Origin of the sequence: Caproicibacter sp. (genome assembly GCF_046707225.1) — a bacterium.
Lineage (GTDB): Bacteria > Bacillota > Clostridia > Oscillospirales > Acutalibacteraceae > Caproicibacter.
In genome coordinates this window covers 126,778-147,486 of sequence record NZ_JBJKOP010000029.1, presented here as the reverse complement: position 1 = coordinate 147,486, position 20,709 = coordinate 126,778, and the positions used below count along the sequence as shown (strand labels likewise).

19 protein-coding genes are annotated in these 20,709 nt (G+C 52.3%); 8 read left to right on the top strand and 11 right to left on the bottom strand.

The genetic code is table 11. From position 1 onward, the window contains the following. Nucleotides 1-31 precede the first annotated feature (31 nt). A complete protein-coding gene (locus tag ACLQ3M_RS05670) occupies nt 32-889 on the bottom strand; it encodes a D-alanyl-D-alanine carboxypeptidase family protein (protein ID WP_411676725.1) in 858 nt (285 codons plus the stop codon). 163 nt (nt 890-1,052) lie between these two features. Between ACLQ3M_RS05670 and pyk the strand changes: the two genes are divergently transcribed. The 3 genes from pyk to ACLQ3M_RS05655 all read left to right on the top strand — a co-directional run bounded on the left by pyk (nt 1,053) and on the right by ACLQ3M_RS05655 (nt 3,986). Beyond that, a complete protein-coding gene (pyk, locus tag ACLQ3M_RS05665) occupies nt 1,053-2,810 on the top strand; it encodes a pyruvate kinase (RefSeq protein WP_411676724.1) in 1,758 nt (585 codons plus the stop codon). A 118-nt stretch (nt 2,811-2,928) separates the two neighbouring features. Continuing rightward, entirely contained in the window at nt 2,929-3,738 is an 810-nt protein-coding gene (locus tag ACLQ3M_RS05660) for an alpha/beta fold hydrolase (RefSeq protein ID WP_411676722.1), read from the top strand. Between the two features lie 41 nt (nt 3,739-3,779). Next, on the top strand, nt 3,780-3,986 hold the full coding sequence (locus ACLQ3M_RS05655; protein WP_411676721.1) for a ferredoxin: 207 nt from the start codon (nt 3,780-3,782) through the stop codon (nt 3,984-3,986). Nucleotides 3,987-4,021: 35 nt separating this feature from the next. On the opposite strand, the gene ilvD is transcribed toward ACLQ3M_RS05655, so the two are convergent. From ilvD to ACLQ3M_RS05640, 3 genes are all read right to left on the bottom strand, one after another. Further along, nucleotides 4,022-5,680, bottom strand: a complete 1,659-nt coding sequence (gene ilvD, locus ACLQ3M_RS05650) for a dihydroxy-acid dehydratase (RefSeq protein WP_411676720.1) — start codon at nt 5,678-5,680, stop codon at nt 4,022-4,024. 66 nt (nt 5,681-5,746) lie between these two features. After that, entirely contained in the window at nt 5,747-8,116 is a 2,370-nt protein-coding gene (locus ACLQ3M_RS05645) for a homocysteine S-methyltransferase family protein (protein WP_411676719.1), read from the bottom strand. Beyond that, a complete protein-coding gene (locus tag ACLQ3M_RS05640) occupies nt 8,100-8,759 on the bottom strand; it encodes a vitamin B12 dependent-methionine synthase activation domain-containing protein (RefSeq protein WP_411676718.1) in 660 nt (219 codons plus the stop codon). The genes ACLQ3M_RS05645 and ACLQ3M_RS05640 overlap by 17 nt, the downstream gene beginning before the upstream one ends. A 500-nt stretch (nt 8,760-9,259) precedes the next feature. Here ACLQ3M_RS05640 and ACLQ3M_RS05635 point away from each other — a divergent pair, with 500 nt between their 5' ends. The 3 genes from ACLQ3M_RS05635 to ACLQ3M_RS05625 all read left to right on the top strand — a co-directional run bounded on the left by ACLQ3M_RS05635 (nt 9,260) and on the right by ACLQ3M_RS05625 (nt 11,156). Beyond that, a complete protein-coding gene (locus ACLQ3M_RS05635) occupies nt 9,260-9,655 on the top strand; it encodes a hypothetical protein (protein ID WP_411676717.1) in 396 nt (131 codons plus the stop codon). Beyond that, nucleotides 9,652-10,179, top strand: coding sequence for a hypothetical protein (locus tag ACLQ3M_RS05630; protein WP_411676716.1), 528 nt, complete (start codon nt 9,652-9,654; stop codon nt 10,177-10,179). Before ACLQ3M_RS05635 ends, ACLQ3M_RS05630 begins: the two co-directional genes overlap by 4 nt. A 425-nt stretch (nt 10,180-10,604) precedes the next feature. Further along, entirely contained in the window at nt 10,605-11,156 is a 552-nt protein-coding gene (locus ACLQ3M_RS05625; RefSeq protein ID WP_411676715.1) for a DUF1062 domain-containing protein, read from the top strand. 202 nt (nt 11,157-11,358) lie between these two features. On the opposite strand, the gene copZ is transcribed toward ACLQ3M_RS05625, so the two are convergent. The 4 genes from copZ to ACLQ3M_RS05605 are packed head-to-tail and all read right to left on the bottom strand — an operon-like array spanning nt 11,359 to nt 15,096. Beyond that, nucleotides 11,359-11,571: a copper chaperone CopZ gene (copZ, locus tag ACLQ3M_RS05620; protein ID WP_066644141.1), complete on the bottom strand. Its 213-nt coding sequence runs from the start codon at nt 11,569-11,571 to the stop codon at nt 11,359-11,361. A gap of 14 nt (nt 11,572-11,585) precedes the next feature. Then, complete coding sequence (locus ACLQ3M_RS05615; protein ID WP_411676714.1) at nt 11,586-14,018, bottom strand: heavy metal translocating P-type ATPase; 2,433 nt, start codon at nt 14,016-14,018, stop codon at nt 11,586-11,588. 26 nt (nt 14,019-14,044) lie between these two features. Beyond that, nucleotides 14,045-14,188 carry an LDCC motif putative metal-binding protein gene (locus ACLQ3M_RS05610; RefSeq protein WP_411676713.1) on the bottom strand — a complete coding sequence of 48 codons (144 nt, stop codon included), beginning with the start codon at nt 14,186-14,188 and terminating at the stop codon, nt 14,045-14,047. Nucleotides 14,189-14,235: 47 nt separating this feature from the next. Beyond that, a complete protein-coding gene (locus tag ACLQ3M_RS05605; protein ID WP_411676712.1) occupies nt 14,236-15,096 on the bottom strand; it encodes an ATP-binding protein in 861 nt (286 codons plus the stop codon). 190 nt (nt 15,097-15,286) lie between these two features. Between ACLQ3M_RS05605 and ACLQ3M_RS05600 the strand changes: the two genes are divergently transcribed. Beyond that, a complete protein-coding gene (locus tag ACLQ3M_RS05600) occupies nt 15,287-16,654 on the top strand; it encodes an amino acid permease (protein WP_411676711.1) in 1,368 nt (455 codons plus the stop codon). Nucleotides 16,655-16,883: 229 nt separating this feature from the next. Next, the gene (plsY, locus tag ACLQ3M_RS05595; protein WP_411676710.1) at nt 16,884-17,579 is read left to right on the top strand and encodes a glycerol-3-phosphate 1-O-acyltransferase PlsY; all 696 of its coding nucleotides are present in this window, start codon (nt 16,884-16,886) and stop codon (nt 17,577-17,579) included. 55 nt (nt 17,580-17,634) lie between these two features. Here the strand turns inward: plsY and ACLQ3M_RS05590 are convergent, their stop codons facing one another. Genes ACLQ3M_RS05590 through ACLQ3M_RS05580 form a run of 3 tightly spaced genes read right to left on the bottom strand, consistent with a single transcriptional unit; the run spans nt 17,635 to nt 20,699 of the window. Beyond that, nucleotides 17,635-17,988: a DUF1667 domain-containing protein gene (locus ACLQ3M_RS05590; RefSeq protein ID WP_411676709.1), complete on the bottom strand. Its 354-nt coding sequence runs from the start codon at nt 17,986-17,988 to the stop codon at nt 17,635-17,637. A 3-nt stretch (nt 17,989-17,991) separates the two neighbouring features. Beyond that, a complete protein-coding gene (locus ACLQ3M_RS05585) occupies nt 17,992-19,254 on the bottom strand; it encodes an NAD(P)/FAD-dependent oxidoreductase (RefSeq protein WP_411676708.1) in 1,263 nt (420 codons plus the stop codon). Beyond that, nucleotides 19,251-20,699 (bottom strand): NAD(P)/FAD-dependent oxidoreductase, encoded by a 1,449-nt coding sequence (locus ACLQ3M_RS05580; RefSeq protein WP_411676707.1) that lies wholly within the window; start codon nt 20,697-20,699, stop codon nt 19,251-19,253. Before ACLQ3M_RS05580 ends, ACLQ3M_RS05585 begins: the two co-directional genes overlap by 4 nt. Nucleotides 20,700-20,709 lie beyond the last annotated feature (10 nt).

The window sequence follows — 20,709 nt, the reverse complement described above, 5'->3', positions numbered from 1 at the left end:
GGATAATTGCAAGGACTATTTCCAGCGCATTTTAATTTTGCGGCTGTTGAGCCAAATAGGAGACATATTCTTCCATGCACATGGAATACTCCCTCATTTTAACCGAATTTTCCGTACCGACATATCGGTAATGTTCCGGCTGGAATCCTATTCCCGTCAGCGATTCCTTGTCGCTGGGATAACGCAGAATAAAACCGTAGTATACGCTGTTTTCGGAAAGCCAATGATATTGTTTGGTTGCCGCAAAATCGGATCCCTTTTTCCCGTCTGCGGAAAACGTCACGGCCAAACCGGTCTGATCCTCATTGTACCCGCCCTTGCCCACGGTATTCTGCGCCTGATTTTCCGCGCGAACGCGGGAAAGATGTTCTTTCTGCATCAGACGCTGAACCTCGGCTTCGTAAAGACGGTTCTGCTCATCAGAATCCACATATCCCCCCGATAATGTCAGAGGACAGCCATCCGATTCCGCCTGAGTCATCATTTTTTTCAGAGCGGGCAGAATTCTTTGATCCACCCGATACCCGCCGTAATCCGTCAATTCCGCCTTGTATCCGGATTCCAGGGGATGCGATAAGTTCACCAGCATCAGATTCAGAGAATCGTCGTAGACGGGCAGACTGTCAGCCTCGGACGATGCGGAACCGGAGGCCTGCGAAGCAGTACTGTGCGCCTTCTGTTCAAAAAAGTCCCGCATCTGGGACCACGCTAAAAGTCCTCCCGCCGCCACAGACAGCAAAAGCGCAGTCAGGATTACCGTCATCACAATCTTGATTTTTTTCATCTGATTCTGACTGCGCCACTGGGCGCGCGATTTCATAACTTTTTCCCTTCGTTTCAGCATTTGCTCCATCCATTCCGTCCAGTTCCGCTTACTCTTCTTTTCCATTGTATAACTTATCTGAAATGAATGCAACTGTTGGAGCATTTTCGGAATCTCTGCCAATTTATCGGCGCCGAATTGATTTTTTTTCGTAATCCTAGTATGATGTAATAGATAAAATAAGGTAAATAATACAAAATAAGCAGTAATGGAATGAGGCTGCAAGAAAATGAGAAAAACAAAAATTGTCTGTACACTGGGACCCGCAACAAAAGAGGAAGAGGTCGTCCGTCAGCTGATGCTGTCCGGTATGAATGTCGCGAGACTGAACTTCTCACACGGGACAGGAGCGGACCAGAAGCCCTATGTCGATCTGGTCAAAAAGCTGAGGCAGGAGCTGGACCTCCCGGTTGCTCTTCTTCTCGACACCAAAGGGCCTGAAATTCGGATCGGCAAATTTGAGAAACCGTCCGTCACCTTGAATACCGGAGACAGGTTCACGCTGACAACACGCGACGTTGCCGGTGACGAAAAGTGTGTTTCCGTCACCTTTGAACGGCTGCCCAAGGAAGTTCACCCCGGCACAACGATCCTGATTGACGACGGGCTGATCGCGCTGAAAGTTGAATCCTGCACGGAAACGGACGTGCTCTGCACCGTTGAAAACGGCGGAACCATCTCTTCTCACAAGGGAATCAACGTGCCCGGGGCGCATCTTTCGCTCCCGTTCATCAGCGAGAAGGACCGGCAGGACCTTGCTTTCGGCGTTGAGGAAAATTTTGATTTTATCGCCGCGTCCTTTACCCGCAGCGCGCAGGATATCATCGAACTTCGCTCTGAATTGCAGAAACTCGGGTGCCACAATATCCGCATAATCGCAAAAATTGAAAATTCAGACGGCGTCCAGAATATTGAGGACATCATCCGGGTTTCCGACGGCATTATGATTGCAAGGGGCGATCTGGGCGTTGAAATTCCGCTGGAAGAGATCCCGATTATTCAAAAAAAACTGATTAAAAAGGCCTCCAACGCAGGCCTTCAGGTAATCACCGCGACGCAAATGCTGGATTCCATGATGAAAAATCCGCGCCCGACCCGTGCGGAAGCGACCGATGTCGCAAACGCGATTTACGACGGCACCAGCGCGATCATGCTTTCCGGAGAAACCGCCGCGGGGCTGTACCCCGTTCTCGCCGTCAAGACCATGGCGAAGATTGCGGAGCGCACCGAAAACGACATCAATTATATTGAGCGGTTCAAAAAGCGCGATTTTTACGAACAGCCGAATGTTACCTCCGCCATTTCGCACGCAACGTGCACAACGGCATACGACCTGGGCGCCGTTGCGATTATTACGGTGACGAAAACCGGCCGCACGGCCAGAATGATCTCCAAATACCGCCCGTCCCACCCCATTATCAGCGGCACGACGGACCCGACGGTTCTTCGCCAGATGAACCTTTCCTGGGGAGTGGTCCCGGTTCTTGTGGAAGAGAAAGACACTACGGACGAACTGTTTGATCACGTGGTGGAAACCACGAGAAAGCGCGGCCTTGTTCGGGACGGCGACCTCGTCGTCATCACCGCCGGAGTTCCTCTCGGCGTTTCCGGAACAACGAACCTTCTCAAGGTTCAGCTGGTCGGGGACGTTCTGGTCTCCGGCAGAGGCGTGTCCAAAGGCAGCGTGTGCGGCAACCTTTGCGTGTGCAGAGATGAAAAGGAAGCTCATGAGCGTTTTAAAGACGGAGACATTCTCGTTATCCCGGAAACGTCCAACGATATTCTTTCCATTCTGAAATCCGCCTCCGCCATTATCACGGAACGGGGCGGAATGAATTCCCACGCGGCAATCGTCGGACTGACGCTTGGAAAGCCCGTCATTGTAGCCGCGCAGAATGCCACCCAGCTGCTGAAAAGCGGCACCGCCGTTACGGTTGACGCAGGGCGCGGAATTGTCTTCAGCGGACAAAAATGCAAAAAAGGCTAAAGAAACAAAGACCTTTTTCGCCTCTTTTCCTCTGGGAAAGAGGCTTTTTTGTTTTCTGTTCTTCTCAAAATTACTATTTTGCCCCGCTGACACATAGATGTATTTCGGAGGTGGAAATATGTATTATGTTAATGTGGAACGCGGAGTGAAACTTGCGGTTTATGATTTAAATCCCGCGGGCAAAAAAACTGTTTTTTTGGTTCATGGCTGGCCCTTAAATCACATGATGTTCGAATATCAGTTTGACCTTCTTCCAAAGCTCGGTTTCCGGTGTATCTCGATTGATCTTCGGGGGTTCGGAAGCTCGGACGCCCCATGGAACGGCTATGACTACGACCGCCTTGCGGATGACCTTTACGAAGTGATCCGAATGATCGGCGTTTCGGAAATGACGCTGGTCGGTTTTTCCATGGGCGGAGCGATTGTGATTCGTTACATGTCGCGGTATAAAGAATATAAGATTTCAAAGCTGGCGCTGCTTTCAGCGGCGGCCCCCTGTTTTGTCAGCCGAGAAGGCTGCCCGGGAGGATTGCCTCTTGAGCAGGTTAATTCATTAATTGCACAAATCAGTCGCAACCGGCCGCAGGCGATCTATGATTTCGGGCAGGATTTTTTTGCGCAGCCGGTTACGCCGCCGTTCGCCGAATGGTTCCGTTCCGTTAGCCTTTCCGGCCCGGGATACAGTACCCTGAAAACCGCGGAAACGCTGCGGGATGCGGATCTGCGCGCGGACTTTGAACAAATCACGGTGCCAACAGGCATTTTTTACGGTGTTTTGGACAAAATATGCCCGAAAGAACTTCCGCTTACCCTGAACCGGAAGATTCGAAATTCCAAATTGTTCCCGTTTGAACAAAGCGGGCATGCCGTATTTTACGATGAGTTGGAAAAGTTTAATCAGGAATTTTCCAGTTTTCTCACCAGCTGAGCTGCCCGCAGTTCAGCGAGCGGAGACGGAGGAAACCGTTTATGACTGCACTGCTGGACCGAAAAAACTGTATCGGCTGCGGTTTATGTGCATATACCTGTCCCGAAGTATTCCGTATGGCTGACGACGGTTACGCGAAAATTATACGGGAAAAGGTGCCAAGAGAAGCCGAACGCACCGTCTTGGTCGCGAGGGACGAATGTCCCGTAACTGTTATTTCAGTTTCGAAGAAAGAAAACGATTCCTGATCCGGTGCGGACCAGGAATCGTTTTCTCGTTTTTATCAGCGGGGAAGCTCCAGGACCGCTCCGCGGTTGCCCGAAGTAACAAGCGCCGCATATCTGGCCAGATATCCGCTCGTGATTTTCGGCTTTCTCGGCCTCCATTCCTTTCTGCGTGCTTCCAATTCCGCGTCATCCACAAGAACATCAACCCGGTTATTCGAAATATCAACGCAGATTTTGTCCCCGTCCTTTACCAGCGCAATCGGCCCGCCGACCGCGGCTTCCGGCGATACATGTCCGATCGCCGCGCCTCTGGTCGCACCGCTGAACCGCCCGTCGGTAATGAGGGCGACGCTGCCGCCAAGGCCGCGTCCCATGATCGCGCTGGTCGGGTTGAGCATTTCACGCATCCCCGGTCCGCCCTTCGGGCCTTCGTACCGAATCACTACGACGTCTCCCTCGACGATTTTTCCGGAATTGATTGCCTCAATCGCGTCCTCTTCACAGTCGAAGACTTTCGCCGGCCCCTCGTGGGTCATCATTTCGGGCGACACGGCGGAACGCTTGACCACACAGGAATCCGGCGCCAGATTGCCGCGAAGAACAGCGATTCCACCGGTTTTACTGAACGGATTTTCGACCGGACGAATCACCTCCGGATTCCGGTTGACGGCGTTTGCGATATTCTCCCCCACGGTTTTTCCCGTGCAGGTCATCAAATCCGTTTTCAACAGCCCCAGCTTATTAATCTCGTGCATTACGGCGTAAACACCGCCCGCCTCGTTGAGTTCTTCGATATACGCATGCCCGACAGGCGCCAAATGGCACAGGCAGGGCGTGTGGTTGCTGACATCGTTCGCAAAATCAAGGTTCAGCTCGATGCCGCATTCGTGCGCGATCGCGGGAAGGTGAAGCATACTGTTGGTGCTGCAGCCGAGCGCCATATCAATGGTCACCGCGTTGCGGAACGCGCCCTCCGTCATAATATCGCGCGGACGAATGTTTCTTCGCAGAAGCTCCATCACCTGCATTCCGGCATGCTTCGCCAGCTGAATCCGTTCCGAATAGACCGCCGGGATCGTGCCGTTGCCGGGGAGCCCCATGCCGAGAGCTTCCGTCAGACAGTTCATGCTGTTCGCCGTATACATACCGGAGCAGGAACCGCAGGTCGGGCACCCCTTGTTTTCAAATTCACAGAGCGTTTCTTTGGAGATTTTGCCGGTATCGTATTCCGCTACGGCCTCCGACACACTGGAAAAGCTGACTTTTTTTCCGTTTACCTTCCCCGCCAGCATCGGACCGCCGCTGACGAACACGGTCGGAAGATTCAGGCGCGCCGCCGCCATCAGAAGGCCCGGAACATTTTTGTCACAGTTCGGGACCATGACGAGCGCGTCGAACGCGTGGGCAAGCGCCATGGATTCTGTGGAATCCGCGATCAGCTCGCGGGAAACAAGCGAATACTTCATCCCCTGATGCCCCATGGCGAGCCCATCGCAGACGGCGATCGCGGGGAAAACAAGCGGAGTTCCACCTGCCATGGAAACGCCCAGCTTGACCGCTTCCACAACTTTGTCCAGATTCATATGCCCCGGTACGATTTCGTTGTAGGAGCTGACAACGCCGATCAGCGGACGGTCGATTTCTTCATTGGTCAGCCCAAGTGCGTGGAGCAGGGCACGTTTTGGCATGCTTTTTGTTAATGCTTCGCTGTTCATTGATAACACCTCGCAGTTCATTATGTGTGGGACGGCGATTTCTCGCCGTCTGCCTGAAAATACACGTTAGGAAAATACTTTCTGTGCATATCGGACGGAGCCCATCGCGTCCGGCGAATAAAAATCCGCGTGAATGTGTTCCGCGTATTCCTGCGTCAGAACGGCGCCGCCGACCATTACCCTGCAATCGGGAACGGCTGTTCGCAGCTGACGGATCGTTTCCTCCATATTGACAACCGTGGTGGTCATCAGTGCGCTTAAGCCAACCAGGCGCACCTTTTGAGCGACCGCTGTTTCCACAATTGTTTCGGGAGCGACGTCTCGTCCGAGGTCGAGTACGTCGAATCCGTAATTTTCGAGCAGCACCTTCACAATATTTTTGCCAATGTCGTGAATATCACCCTTTACCGTGGCCAGAATGATTTTCCCCTTTTTCTCCGTCTGACCACTCTCACTCATTTTTGCCCTCAGAACCTCGAACGCGGATTTGGCGGCTTCCGCGCTCATTAACAGCTGCGGAAGAAACAGGGTTCCTTTTTCGAAATCCTTTCCGACCCGGTCGAGGGCCGGAATCATTTCGGTATTGATGATTTCAAGCGGCTCCCTCGACGCTAAAAGCCGGGACGCTCCGGAACCCGCGCTTTCTTTCAAGCCGCGAAGAATCGCGTCGCTCAGCGCAGCCTCTCCGCCGACCGGGGCCGCGGGTTTTATCTCCTCCTGCTGAGAATACCGTCCGATATACTCCATACAGCGGTCGTCCGCCCCGCTGAGTGCGCAAAATGAGCGATACGCGTCCATCATTGCCGCAGAACCCGGATTGAGGATCGCGGCGCCAAGGCCGTTCTGCATCGCCATGACAAAAAACGCCGCGTTGATTCGTTCGCGCCCGGGCAGCCCGAAGGAAATGTTGGAGACGCCGAGCGAAGTATGCGCCCCAAGGCGGTCCCGAATCAGACGAAGAGCCTCGAGCGTAACCGCGGCGTTCTGCTGCCCGGCGCTGATGGTCATGGCAAGCGGGTCAAACACCAGGTCTTTTTTCTCCAACCCGTATTCCCGGGCGGCGGAAAGGATTTTTTCGGCAATCCGGAACCTGCCCTCCGCCGTTTCAGGGATTCCGCTCTCATCCAGCGTCAGGGCAATGACCACGCCGCCGTATTTCCTGACCAGCGGAAAAATCGCCCTCATGGATTCCTCCTTGCCGTTGACCGAATTCACCAACGGTTTTCCGTTATAAACCCGCATGGCTGCTTCCATTGCCTGCGGACTGGAGGTATCGATTTGAAGCGGCAGGCCGGTGACACCCTGAATTTCCCGAACCGCACGGCTGAGCACCGCCGTTTCATCCAGCTCCGGCAGGCCGACGTTCACGTCCAGCACCTGGGCTCCGTTCTCCTGCTGGGTAACGGCTTCCCGAAGCAAATAATCCATATCGTTTTCCCGAAGCGCCTGTTTCAGCCGTTTTTTGCCGGTCGGGTTGATTCTTTCTCCGATCAGCACGGGCCGCTCCCTAAACATCACCGTGCGGGAATAAGAGGATACAACCGTAATCTCCTTTTTCGTAATCGGCTTCGGTACGACCCGCGCGCACTGTTTTGTCACCGCGCGGATATATTCCGGAGTCGTGCCGCAGCACCCGCCGACGACCCAGGCGCCGCTTTCCGCAATTTCTTTCATATCGGCGGCAAATTTCTCCGGGGTGACGTCATACACATTTTCTCCGTCGACGACACGGGGCAGTCCGGCGTTCGGGTTCACAACGACAGGAACCGAGCAGCATTCCAAAAGCCGAGGAAGAAACCTTTTCATCTGGTCCGGCCCGAATCCGCAGTTCAAACCCAGCGCGTCAACGCCGAGGCCCTCCAGCAAAGCGACAAACGCCGGAATATCCCCGCCGGTCAGCAGGCGTCCGGTTTCGTCGACGATCATGGTAGCGAAAACGGGCAGAGACGTGTTTTCTTTTGCCGCGAGAACAGCCGCCTTGCATTCCAGCGTATCACCCATTGTTTCGATCAAAATCAGGTCGGCGCCCGCTTTTTCCCCTGCGGCGGCGGCCTGCGCAAAAACCGATACGGCCTCTTCAAACGCAAGGTCTCCGATCGGCTTCATCAGTTTCCCCGTAGGCCCGATATCCATAGCGACCAGCGCGCCTGTTTTTTCTGCCGCCGCTTTTGCCAGTCTTACCGCCGCGGAGACGATTTCTTCCACCCCATGCCCGCTGCCGCGCAGCTTGATTCGGTTTGCGCCGAAGGTGTTTGTTTTTAAAAGATCCGCTCCGGCCTCAATATACTGTCGGTGAATGCCTTCGATCAAATCCGGCTTTTCAAGATTCCATAGTTCCGGCAGTTCCCCGGCCCCCAAGCCGTTTGCCTGAAGAAGAGTGCCCATGCCTCCGTCAAAAAAAATCATGCGCCGTCCCAGATCATGTTTCAGATTCATTTGTTCCCTCCGTTCTGAACGGGCAGTTTTGTGCGCCGCATTCCATGCACTTTCCAATGTGGCAGCTCGTTTTGTCCGCCGTTATCCCAATGACCGCCGTCACCGACTTGGTTGGTACCAGCAGAAAACTTTCCGTCATAGACAACCCGATCCGTTTCGGACAATCAAGAATCTGCAGAATGTCCCGCTGGTGGCGGATGGAAAAGTCCCCGTAGCCCGGACTGTGCCGCGGCCTGAGATGCAGGTCCTGTCCCGCCTCCTCCGCCAGAATTTCCTGCTGCCGGTCGCAGTAGCTCTCCATTCTTGCGGCGGCCGCGGCCTGAAAGACTGCCGCAAGGCTCATATCCGTTTTCGAATATCGCTCCAGCAGGAGGTCGGCCTGCGGCCCAAGCGTAGCGGCAAACAAATACGCTTCCGTGCATCCGGTCAGATGCCTTCTCAAATCACGGCTTTTGATTTCCAGCCGCCCGACCGTTAGGGAACCGTCCGAAAAAGCAACGGGAAAGCGACGGCAAATGCTTCTGCCGGGACATGTTTTCGTCAACTCGTCAAGGCAGTACCAAACTTTGCGGCGCACTTCTTCCCCTGCGGGACTTCCCCGGTAGCCAAGGTAGCGAAGCACTTCTTTTTCTTCCTTCCCCACAAAACGCCCTTCCCTTCCCAATTGCTTCTCGTCAGATAAACAAAAATCCCGTCTTCTCCTAAAAGAAGACGAGACTGTAATCCCGTGGTACCACTTCCGTTCACCCGCGCCTTACGGCATCGGGCCTTATCGGGTACGACCGCGCAGCACTTGCCCGCATACCCTGTTTCGTTAACGGGAACCCCCGTCGCAGCCTAAACGGAATCCGTCTCGGTGCGCCGCTCAAAAGTGATGTTCAATCTTACCCGCGCCAGCTTCCTTACAGCCCGGCTATTGCCGTGGAATGCTCTCTGTGTGACGTTCCGGGTGATTTACTTTCTTTGTCATCGCGTTTTGTACGATTGAATTTTCTTTATTATAACCGACCCGGTGTTTCAAGTCAATGCTTCCCTGTGAAAAGTTCTTTTCTTGCTTTCGCGCTTCCGTCCGTTTATAATTGACAGAGCTACAAAGAATCGCCTTCTATGAAAATACTGCTCGATCAATCAAGGGGAATTGTTATGAGAAAGAAAATTGGAATTTCAGCCGCGGTACTTGCCGTATGCGCCCTGATTTTTGTGGGGTATCTGACTTTTCTCGCGCCAAAAGCGCAGGGCGGACAAAAGTCGGTAAAAATCGAAGTAGTGATCCCGTCGAAAAGCATTGACCGCACCTTTCAGTACAAGACGGACAAATCCTACGTTTCCGAACTGCTGAACGATGAAAAGGGTGATTTGCAAACCGAAATGGAAGACAGCCAATACGGTAAATTTATCTCCGGAATGCTTGGAGTCAAAGCCGACCCCGCAAAAGAATATTTCAATCTTAAAGTGGACGGAACCGACGCGACGGTGGGAGTTTCCCAGCTGCCGCTGGAAAACGGAAAAATTTACACTTTCACCTTAACGTCCTTATGAAGCAGGGTACGCCCGCGATTCGGGACATTACGCTGATCGGCGTATGGGCCGCGCTGACTTTTGGGGTCAAGCTGGTGCTTGCCCCCGTCATTGGCGTGGAGCTTGTTTCGCTTCTCCTTGCCGTTTTCACCGTGGTAGCGGGGTTCGGCAGAGGCATTGCCGCCGCGTTGGTTTTCACCAGCATTACCGTGCTGGAAAGCGCATATTACGGGGCGGGTGACTGGATCGTCCTCTATTACATCAACTGGCCGCTGCTGACGGTTCTGACGCGCGTCTTTCTCAAAAAGAGTTCCGGGGAACTGCGTGCCGCCGTCCTGCTCGGCCTGTTCGGCCTGCTGTTCGACCTGCCCTCCGGCGGGATCAAACTGGTTTTGTTCGGACCGGTCTATGCGCTGACCTATCTGATCAGCGGAATCCCGTTCGACCTGGCTCACGGAGCGTCAAACTTTATCACCGCGTTATTTTTATTCCGGCCGCTGGCGGACAGGCTGGACCGTTTGAAAAGCGGAATCTGGAAAATATAAGAAAACAAGCGACCGCCGCCGGAGTGCATTTTCAGCAAGAGAACCTGGAAATTATCCAGAAAACAGTTGACGTCCAATCTTTCCGGCTCTATACTGGTATTCGGAATTCAAACCGATGGGAGCTTACCAATGTCTACAATCCGTTAATCAAAGAAATATGCCTTGTAAAACTTGCTGCGTGCTGCGCGGCTTGTTTGTGTTAGGCAATTTTAAGGGTTAATGGATATTGCCGGATTTTTGGTTTGGATTCAAAGCCGTTACTGGCTGTAATTTTTGAAAAACCGGAAGCCGCGTCAGGGTATCTGTGCCTTGACGCGGCTTTTTCTTGTTTGCAGGAGGAAAACTTATGAGAAATCTTTATGTTTACAGTCCGCCTTTTAGCTCCTTCCTGATGAAAACGCTCATTACAGGAAGGAAAATTAAATTTGAAAAAAATAACATGGACGGCGCGTTATCTCAGTACGCCGGCAGCGGTTAAGTACTGCAAGCATTGCGGTACCAAGACCGCCTTTGTCTCCAGCGGCCTTTTTCGGGTAAATGCTCAGCAGAAAGCGCTGGACGTCTGGCTGATTTTCAAGTGCCAAAACTGCGATACAACATGGAACTGTACGATCCTATCCCGCGTTCATCCCAGCGCGCTGGCGCCGGATTTGCTTCAGGGGTTTCACTCAAATGACGAAGACCTGGCAATGCGCTACGCGACAGACACGGCGCTGCTCAAAAAGAACGGCGCCGAGCCGGGAATTCCGGAAATTGAAATTCTTGGCAATGTGATTGATTTCACCGAGCCGGTTGACATCGAGCTGACTGCCGAATGGCCCTCCGAATCTAAAGCGGCAACAGCCATCCGTGAAAAACTCGGAGTTTCCAGAAGCCAATTCGATCATCTATGTGAAAGCGGAAGAATCCGCTGCACATCGGGGCAAAACCTGAAAAAGTGCAAGCTTGCGGGCAAAATTCTGATCGAAATCCGATAGGCATAAGAAAGGCGCGGGGTGAATTTTCATCTCGCGCCTTTCATTTTTGGCTCGACGCCCACCAAAGCTGCCGTCGATCGGATTCAGCCGCAAAGAGATCATCGCATAAAAACAGCCCCTGAGGTCAGTCTGAAAAGCCGGTTCGCCGGCCGACTTTTCAAGTACCTCTTTCGGGGCTGACAAGAATAGATGATGTCCCTTTTCAGACTACGTCGTATCCCTGATCCTCGATCGCATTGCGAATCTGATCCGGATTGACCTTTGCGGGGTCGTATTGAGTCGTAACTTTCTTCCCCTGTAAATCCACGGCGACGCTTTCCACGCCGTCCAGAGCACCCACCGCCGTCTTGACGGCGTGCTCACAGTGACTGCAGGACATTCCATTGACATTAAGAACCAATTCAGCTTTTGACATTTTGAATTCCTCCTTTAATTTTTGACGGACCGTTCCATCGGCCGAAACCGTTTCAGACTCAGCGAGTTGGTGACGACCGACACGGAGCTGAAAGCCATCGCCGCGCCGGCGATCATCGGATTTAAAAATCCGAAAGCGGCAAACGGAATTCCGATGGCATTATAGAAAAATGCCCAGAACAGATTTTGCCGGATTTTGCGCATCGTCCGTCTGGAAAGACGGATCGCAGCAGAAATGGTGCGCAGATCACCGCGCATCAGGGTAATATCCGCGGCCTCCATCGCGACGTCCGTCCCGGTGCCGACCGCCATGCCGATATCCGCCGTGGCAAGCGCGGGAGCGTCGTTGATGCCGTCCCCGACCATGGCAACCACTTTTCCGGACTTCTTGAGCTTTTCTACCTCTTCCGCCTTGTGTTCCGGCAAGACTTCCGCAAGGACATGCTCGATGCCGACCTGTTTTGCGATGGCGCCGGCGGTTCTGCGGTTGTCTCCCGTGATCATATAGACGTCGACGCCCATCTCCTGAAGTTCTCGAATTGCCTCTGCGGAATGCTCTTTCAGCGTATCCGCAACCGCAAATACCGCTGCCGCCTGACGGTCAACCGTCATCAGCATGGCTGTTTTCCCTTCATTCTCCAGCTTTTCCAGAACGGCCGCGACACCGGAAGCATCAATTCCGTTTTCTTCCAACAATTTGCGTGTGCCCAGAAGGACATTCTTTCCTTCCACAACGGCTCGGACGCCGCGGCCCGGAATCGTTTCAAATTGAGAAGGATCCGCCACGGATTCCGAATGATCTCTGCCGTACTCATAAATAGAAACGCCGAGCGGATGTTCCGAACGCTTTTCCGCTGAAGCCGCAAGCTTTAAAAGCTCCGTTTTATCTAAATCTCCGAGTACAACCAGATCGGTCACCTCAGGCTTGCCTTTGGTGATAGTCCCGGTCTTGTCCATGACAATGGCGTTCAGGCGGTACGCCGTTTCCAGATGCTCTCCGCCCTTGATGAGAATCCCGTTTTCCGCCCCAAGGCCGGTACCGACCATGATCGCCGTGGGCGTCGCAAGCCCTAGCGAACACGGGCAGGCGATGACCAGGACCGAAACCGCACTGACAATGGACTGGTTCAGGTCGCCGGTCGATAAAAACCATGCGAAGAACGTCACGACGGCAATCCCGATGACGGTTGGAACAAAAACGCCGGAAACACGATCTGCAATTTTCTGAATAGGCGCCTTGGAACCCTGCGCATCCTCCACCATCTTGACGATTTGGGCAAGAACCGTATCCCTGCCGATGCGGGACGCTTCAAACGTAAAGGTTCCGTATTTGTTGACGGTCGCGCCGATGCAGAGATCGCCCGGCTTCTTTTCCACCGGAATGCTCTCGCCCGTAAGCATGGACTCGTCAATGGAGGAAGAGCCCTCCACGATTTTCCCGTCGACGGGAATCCGTTCGCCGGGCCGGACAATGATGCGTTCCCCGATTCTGACTTCCTCGACCGGAATATCCGCTTCTTTTCCATTCCGGATTACCCGGGCGGTTTTTGCCTGCAGCCCCATCAGCTTTTTAATTGCTTCCGACGTTTTCCCTTTTGCAACGGCTTCAAAATATTTGCCCAAAAGGATCAGGGTAATCACAACAGCCGCGGCCTCAAAATAGAGGTCTTTATGGCCGTTTGCAGCCGGGGCCTCAAAGAAAACGTTATAAAGGCTGAAGAAATACGCGGCAGACGTGCCCATAGCGATCAGCACATCCATGTTGGCACTTCCGGAACGAAGCGCATAATACGCGTTGCGGTAATACCGAAATCCGATTACAAACTGAACCGGCGTGGCAACGATTAATTGAAAGTATTGATTTTGTAAAAGCGGCGCATGCAGTCCGATCATGGAAAAAATCATGGCCAACAGCAAAGGGGAACTCAGGATAACGGATGCAATCAGGGAATATTTCAGACTGTTTATTTCTTTTTCCCTGGCTTCTCTCTCGTGATCCTTAGAAACCTCTTCCGCCTGCTCCGCGCCGTACCCGAGGGATTCGACCGCGCCGACCAGGTCCGATATTTTCACAGCCGCCGGATCAAATTCCACTGTCGCCTTTTCCGTCGTCAGGTTCACGCCGGCATTTTTAACGCCATCCATTCTGCTCAGTTTTTTTTCAATTCTGGCGGAGCAAGCCGCGCAGGACATTCCGGAAATATTGAGGACGGTTTTACCTGTCTGCCGCTCCTGATCGCGGATGACGGAATATCCCAGCTTTTCGACCGTCCCATCCAGCCTTTCCGGGTCAACCTCGCCGTCGTCGTATTCCACGGTAGCTCGTTCCATCGCAAGATTGACGTTTGCGGACTTTACTCCGTCCACCCTTCGCAGCCCCTTTTCGATTCTTGTCGCGCAGGCCGCGCAGGACATGCCTGAAATTTTTATCGTTTCCTTTCTAACCATAAGTATCTTCCCTTCTGCACGGAAAATTACCGATTCCCCGGCTTATTGCCGCCCTGCCGGTTCATCTTGCAGCAATCGGGAACACCGTCGCCGAATTCTTTCTTATTTTCCTTTGCCATCTTTTCCAATGACCGATTGATTGATTTTTTTATTTTATTCCAAAATTTCATAACAATATGCTCCTTATGACATTAAAAAACAAAATCCGAATGAATCGCTACCGAACAGGATTCCCCTCTTCGTCGTTTTTATTTTCCTTCCGGTCGTAATCATCCAGAAAACTGTGCGTTTTTCCACCGCTTCGGTATCCGAGGACCGTATCCAGATTAACATTGTGAACACTGTGAAAAATATTTTGGTCGATCCCCGGATTTATCTTTCTGAGCCGTTCGACCAGCTCCTTTGTTTCCTTTCGTTTGGAGCTGCCGCCGTTCAACTCACAGTTTTCCGTAAAGCGGCAGGCACACCGGATAAAGCCGAGCTGATTGGAATCACGCCAGCTGATAATGTCCGCTTCATGAACCAGATACATCGGCCGGATCAATTCCATTCCCGGGTAATTCTTGCTGTGAAGTTTCGGCATCATCGTCTTGATTTCGGCCCCGTACAGCATGCTCATCAAGGTCGTTTCAATCACGTCGTCAAAATGATGCCCAAGGGCAATTTTATTGCACCCAAGCTCCTGCGCGTGCTTGTAAAGGTGTCCCCTGCGCATTCTCGCACAAATATAACACGGCGAGCCTTCCATCCGTGAAACGATGTCGTATATTTTGGTTTCAAAAATTTTAATCGGAAGATTCAGAAGCGCGGCATTTTCTTCGATCCGCCGTCTGTTTTCCTCGTTATAGCCCGGGTCCATCACCAAATATTCCGCCTCGAACGGGAATTCGCTGTACTTTTGTAAATGTTGCATGCACTTGGCGGTCAGCATCGAGTCTTTTCCGCCCGAAATGCAGACGGCAACCCGATCGCCCGGCTGAATTAACCGGTACTCTTTCACCGCGGTCAAAAACGGTATCCATATTCTTCTTCGGTATCTTTTAAAAATGCTGGTCTCAATTTCTTCACTCTTGTTCATTGGGACACTCCCGAATTTCTAATACATATCATTCAGATATATTTACCTTTTATTCTGTGATTTGATTATATACCTTTTTAGTCTCTTTTGTCAAGGCCGATTTGACGGCACTGTGATTTGTCACAGGATTTTTCATAATCAGGCTGAAATCGCTTATACTAAAGTCCAAGTGATAAAATGAGGAGATTGTATGCAAAGCGTTAAAAACAGCAACCGGGACACCGGTCCTCAGGAAAAAAAATTAAATACCTACAGCCTTGCGGGTCTTGGCGTCGGAGGAATTATCGGCTCCGGATTTTTTTTGGGCTCCGCAATTTCCATCCGACAGGCCGGCCCGTCCGTAATTCTTTCTTTTTTGCTGAGCGGGCTTGTTGTTTCTCAGGTTCTGGGCGCCATCACAAGCATCAGCATCAACCGGCCTGTGACCGGCTCTTTTAAAGTGTATGCGGAACAGTTTTTGGGGAAATACGCCGGATTTACAATGGGCTGGGTGCTCTATATCGCCAACCTGCTGGCAATTGGGTCGGAAGCTGTGGCGGCGGGTATCTTCATACGGTTTTGGCTCCCAAAAGTAAGCGTTGCCGTATCCGCGTTTTCCATTACGATTCTTGTAATTTTAATCAACAGGCTGAATACGAATAAATTCAGTCTGGTGGAATCCGTAATGGCCGTGCTGAAAATCTCCGCGCTTCTGTTTTTTATTATCGCCGCCATTCGATTTGTCGCATCAAACGGAATAGCCGTGAAAACCAATCCCTTTTCTTCCTTGCAAGCATTCTTTCCCACCGGAATCTCCGGCTTCTTTCAATCCATGCTGATCGCCGTATTTGCTTACGCGGGAATCAGCACGGTCGCTATGGCAACCGCAAAGGTGAAAAAGCCCAAAAAAGAAATTCCGGCCGCCACCATTCTGATGATCGCGAGTATCATCCTGTTTTATGTGGCGGCAATGTTCCTGATCATCTGTATTGTGAACTGGAAAACTGTCAACACCGGAATTTCCCCGCTTGTCCAGTCTCTTTCCGTGATCGGTCTGGGATGGGCGTCGGCGATTATCAACGCCGCCATTTTTATCGCTGCCGTTTCCGTCATGCTTGGAACCTATTTCGGGAGTGTACAGATTCTGCTTTCTCTTTCCGACGCCGGAGAAGCCCCGAAAGCCTTTGGAAAAACAAACCGAAAGGGTTTTTTCCGGAACGCCTGGATTTTGACCGGCCTGCTTTCCCTTTCCGTGGTCGGACTTTCCTTTGTACTGAGCTCGAAGCTGTTCAATTATCTGATCTCCGCCTGTTCCTACTTTTCCTTTTTCAGCTGGACGATTAATCTGATTATCTTCCTTTTGTGGCTGAAACGCCGGCATCCGGAAGAACAGTTTACTTCTCCGATGATTCTGGGCAAAGGCGGGGCTTATATGTCTCTTGCGGTCATCGCCGTTCTTATCTTTTTCAGTCTTGGGGTAGGGGATTACAGAATCGGCTTTTTCACGGCCGCCGGCCTGATCCTTCTGATTTCCCTCTCCTATCTCTTCTATCAAAAGGAACGCAGGCACAGCCGATAACCCAGGAACCGTCCGGCATCAACAAAGAAGCCGGACGGTTCTTAAATTTATTAAATATATACAACATTATTTGTTGAAATATTAAAATTATGTGATATTATAATATTCTGGAATGGTACATAGATATAGAAAAGACCGCGCCGGTATTTGCCGGTTTTTTGCCATACATTAACCCGTACCGATGAAGCGGTCAAAAAATGAATCTGTTCATGTACAGGGAGGAATTCGAATGCAGGAATTTGTGATCTTCGCCTTGCCGTCGATGCTGGTTGCCGCTGTTTCATATCTTTTGGGAAGCATCAGTTTTTCCATTCTCTTTACAAAACTGTTTTGCGGCCGTAAGGACATTCGAACCCTTGGCAGCGGAAACGCCGGTTTGACAAACGTGCTTCGCTGTGTCGGCGTCAAAGCGGGAATTCTCACGTTCATCTTCGATTTTTCAAAGGGCGCCGCTTCGGTGCTGATCGGCAGGACCGTGTTTCAACATCTCTGCCTTCAATACCATTTGCCGGAGTATTTTATTCAGTACGGCGCCTATCTGGCAGGCATTGCGTGCGTCGTGGGGCATATCTACCCGCTTTATTTTCATTTTCGGGGCGGCAAGGGCGTGCTTGCTTCCGCCGCCATCATTGCTTTTCTGGACTGGCGGTATTTTCTGATCGCGGTTTCGATTTTCGCCGTTGTCTTTTTCTTTACAAGGATTGTTTCCATCTCTTCCATCTGCGGCGCTCTGTCTTTCCCGCTGATTAATTTCCTGTTCTCTTATTTCCGCGACTGCAAACCGGGTGCCGCGCCGCTTTCCTACGTATGGATTACAACCGCTTTTTCCATGCTGTTTGCCGGGCTTTTGGTGTATAAACACCGGGCAAATCTGGAGCGGCTAAAAAACGGTACGGAGAAAAAGTTTTCCATAAAACACTCATAGCAAAGAGAACCCCCGCGGAAAGAACCTTTTCTTTCCGCGGGGGTTCTCACATCGGTCAGAAAACCTCTCTGGTCGCCACAATATCGGCCTGTGTCCCGCAGACGTGGGAAATGATGACGTCGCCGATCTTAACGGGCGGCGTGATTTCGCAGGCTCTGATTTCCCTGAGACAGTCGAAGATTTTGCTCTTTTCAATCGGAGCGGATGTTCTGACCGGCAAAGGCCGGCTGCTGCCGCGAACATGGGCCAAAGAAGTGACCATTCTTTTCGGAACAGTCAGCTCTTCCTGCGCGTATTTTTTCCCGACGTTGCAGGAATATCCTTCCACCGACAGAATTTTGCCGTTTTCCACCTCGGCCGTCATCCGGCAGCCCATCGGGCAGCCAATACAAGTAATTTCCTTCCGCATCTGTCAGGCCTCCACTTTCACCGTAAGTTCTTTTGCTCCGGCAGCCCTGCTGAGAAGCTCCGGCCCAAGCTCCAGACTGACCATCTCGCCGGGAGTCAGAATACGGTATTTTCTGGAATACAGTTCCGTGCCTTCCGCGCTTACGCCGATTTTAGCGTTCCGGTAAACCCCTTTCGGGCGAAACATCAGTGTAACCGGGCTGTCGCCGGATCCGGCATGAAGAACCTGCGGCACCGCTCCGGCCACGCCGAAGCCCCCCGTGACGGGAATCCGGGCTCCGTTTTCCTCCAACTGCCCCTGGACAAACTGAAAGGCTCTTTTGCCCGCCTTCTCCGCCTCCTGAGACACAAAGTCCACCAGGTCATGCACATGAAGCACATTGCCGCAGGAAAAAATCCCCGGGACCGATGTTTCCAGATTTTCGTCGACCTCCGCTCCGCCCGTTGCCGGCGAAATTTTCACGCCCGCCAGCTTGCTGAGTTCGTTTTCCGGAATCAGCCCGACGGAAAGGAGCAGCGTATCGCATTCATAATATGTTTCCGTCCCCGGAATCGGCTGTTTCGTCTCGGGGTCAACCTCCGCAACCGTCACGCCCTCCAGACGTTCGCTGCCGGAAATATCGACGACCGTGTGATTCAAAAGCAATGGAATCCCGTAATCATCCAGACACTGTACAATATTTCGCTTGAGTCCGGAGGAATACGGCAGCAGTTCCACGCAGGCAAGTACTTTCGCCCCCATAAAGGTCATTCTGCGGGCCATGATGAGACCGATGTCGCCGGAGCCGAGAATCATCACCTTTTTGCCCGGCATGATTCCCTCAAGGTTTACAAATTTCTGCGCCGTCCCGGCGGTATAGATTCCGGAGCATCTCCAGCCCGGTATGGCGAGCGCGCCGCGGGGACGCTCCCTGCAGCCCATTGCCAAAATCACGGATTTTGCCTGAAATTGCTGCAAGCCGTTCACATTGCTGACCGCAGTGACCACCCGTTCTTCCGTAATATCCAGAACCATGGTGCAGCACTGATAGGAAATCTGGTACTCGACAACTTTGTCGATGTATTTCTGGGCATATTCCGGGCCGGTCAGCTCTTCGTGAAACGTATGCAGTCCGAAGCCGTTATGAATGCATTGTTTCAGGATTCCGCCAAGAGCCTCTTCCCTTTCCAGAATCAGGATGCTCCTGCATCCGCTTTCATAGGCGGATACCGCCGCGGCAAGACCGGCCGGGCCGCCGCCCACAATCAGGATATCGACCGTTCTCATTCCGCCTCATCCCCCTTTTGAAACAGATTGCCGGAAAGCAGCTTTGAGTTTCCACCGAACTTTGTCACTTCCAGCGGAGAAATATGCAGCTCCTCACTTAGAATTTCAACAGTCCGCGGCGTACAGAATCCGGCCTGGCATCTTCCCATTCCGGCTCTGGTCCGGCGTTTGATCCCATCGATGGTTCTGGCTCCCACAGGCCTGCGAATCGCTTCCCTGATTTCCGCCTCCGTAACAGTTTCACACCGGCAAACGACTTTCGCATAGTCCGGGTTGGAGGCAATCGCCTTTGCCCGTTCCTCATTGGTCATTTCCCTGAATTTGGGGATTCCTTTACGAATCGGATTGTAATTCGGATTCACCTTCGCATGGAGCTTTTCCGCGACTAAATCCGCCAGATAACGGCCGATCGCGGGCGAAGAGGTTAATCCGGGAGATTCCACTCCCACAGCGTTAAAGAACATCGGAGCGTCAGGGGCCTCCCCCAGGACAAAATCATCCCGGTCGCAGTGTGCGCGAATGCCGGAGAACGTCGTAATGACGTCCCGCATCGGAATATGCTCCCACGTAAGACTACCGAACCGAATCGCTTTTGCCAGTCCTTCCGAAGTTGTGCGGGTGTCGTCCCGCACGTCGAGGTCCTCCGCCGTAGGACCGACTAAAATCGTTCCGTCCACAGTCGGCGTGACCAGAATACCCTTTCCCATTTTCGTAGGCAGCTGAAAAACAGAGGCATGAAAAACATCGGCATATTTTTTATCGAGGATATAATATTCCCCTCTGCGCGGCAGGATGTGAATCTTGTCCTCAGAAACCATATTATTGATCTCATCAGAGTAAAGCCCAGCACAGTTCACAACCGCTTTTGCGGTAAAAGTTCCCGCGCCGCTTTGCACAATCCAGCAGTCTTCCCCTTTCTGGATTCCCGTAACCGGCGCATTGCGATAAAACCGGACCCCGTTTTCCGCCGCGTTTTCCGCATTTGCCACCGTCAGTTCATAGGGGCATACAATGCCTCCCGTTTCTACCAGAAGCGCGGCACAGGCCGCGGGGCTGATATTGGGTTCCCGTTTTCTGAGTTCCTCTCTGCCGATCACGCTGAGGTTTGGCACGCCGTTCATTTCCCCTTGATGCTTCAGTTCTTCCAGTTTGGGGATTCCATCCTCTGAAAAAGCGACGACCAGGGATGTGTTCCACTTCAGCGGCACGTCCAGTTCAGAGCACATTTTTTGAAACATGCCGTTTCCCATAACATTATATTTTGCTTTCATCGTGTGGGGCTTCGCATCATATCCGCCGTGGACGATCGCCGTATTGGCCTTGCTCTCCCCCTCGCAGATATCGGAAGCCTTTTCCAGCAAAGCTGTTTTCAGTTGATACCCGGCCAGCATTCTCGCCGTTGTGCATCCCACAACCCCGCCGCCGATAATCAGTACATCCAGCATGACCATGAAC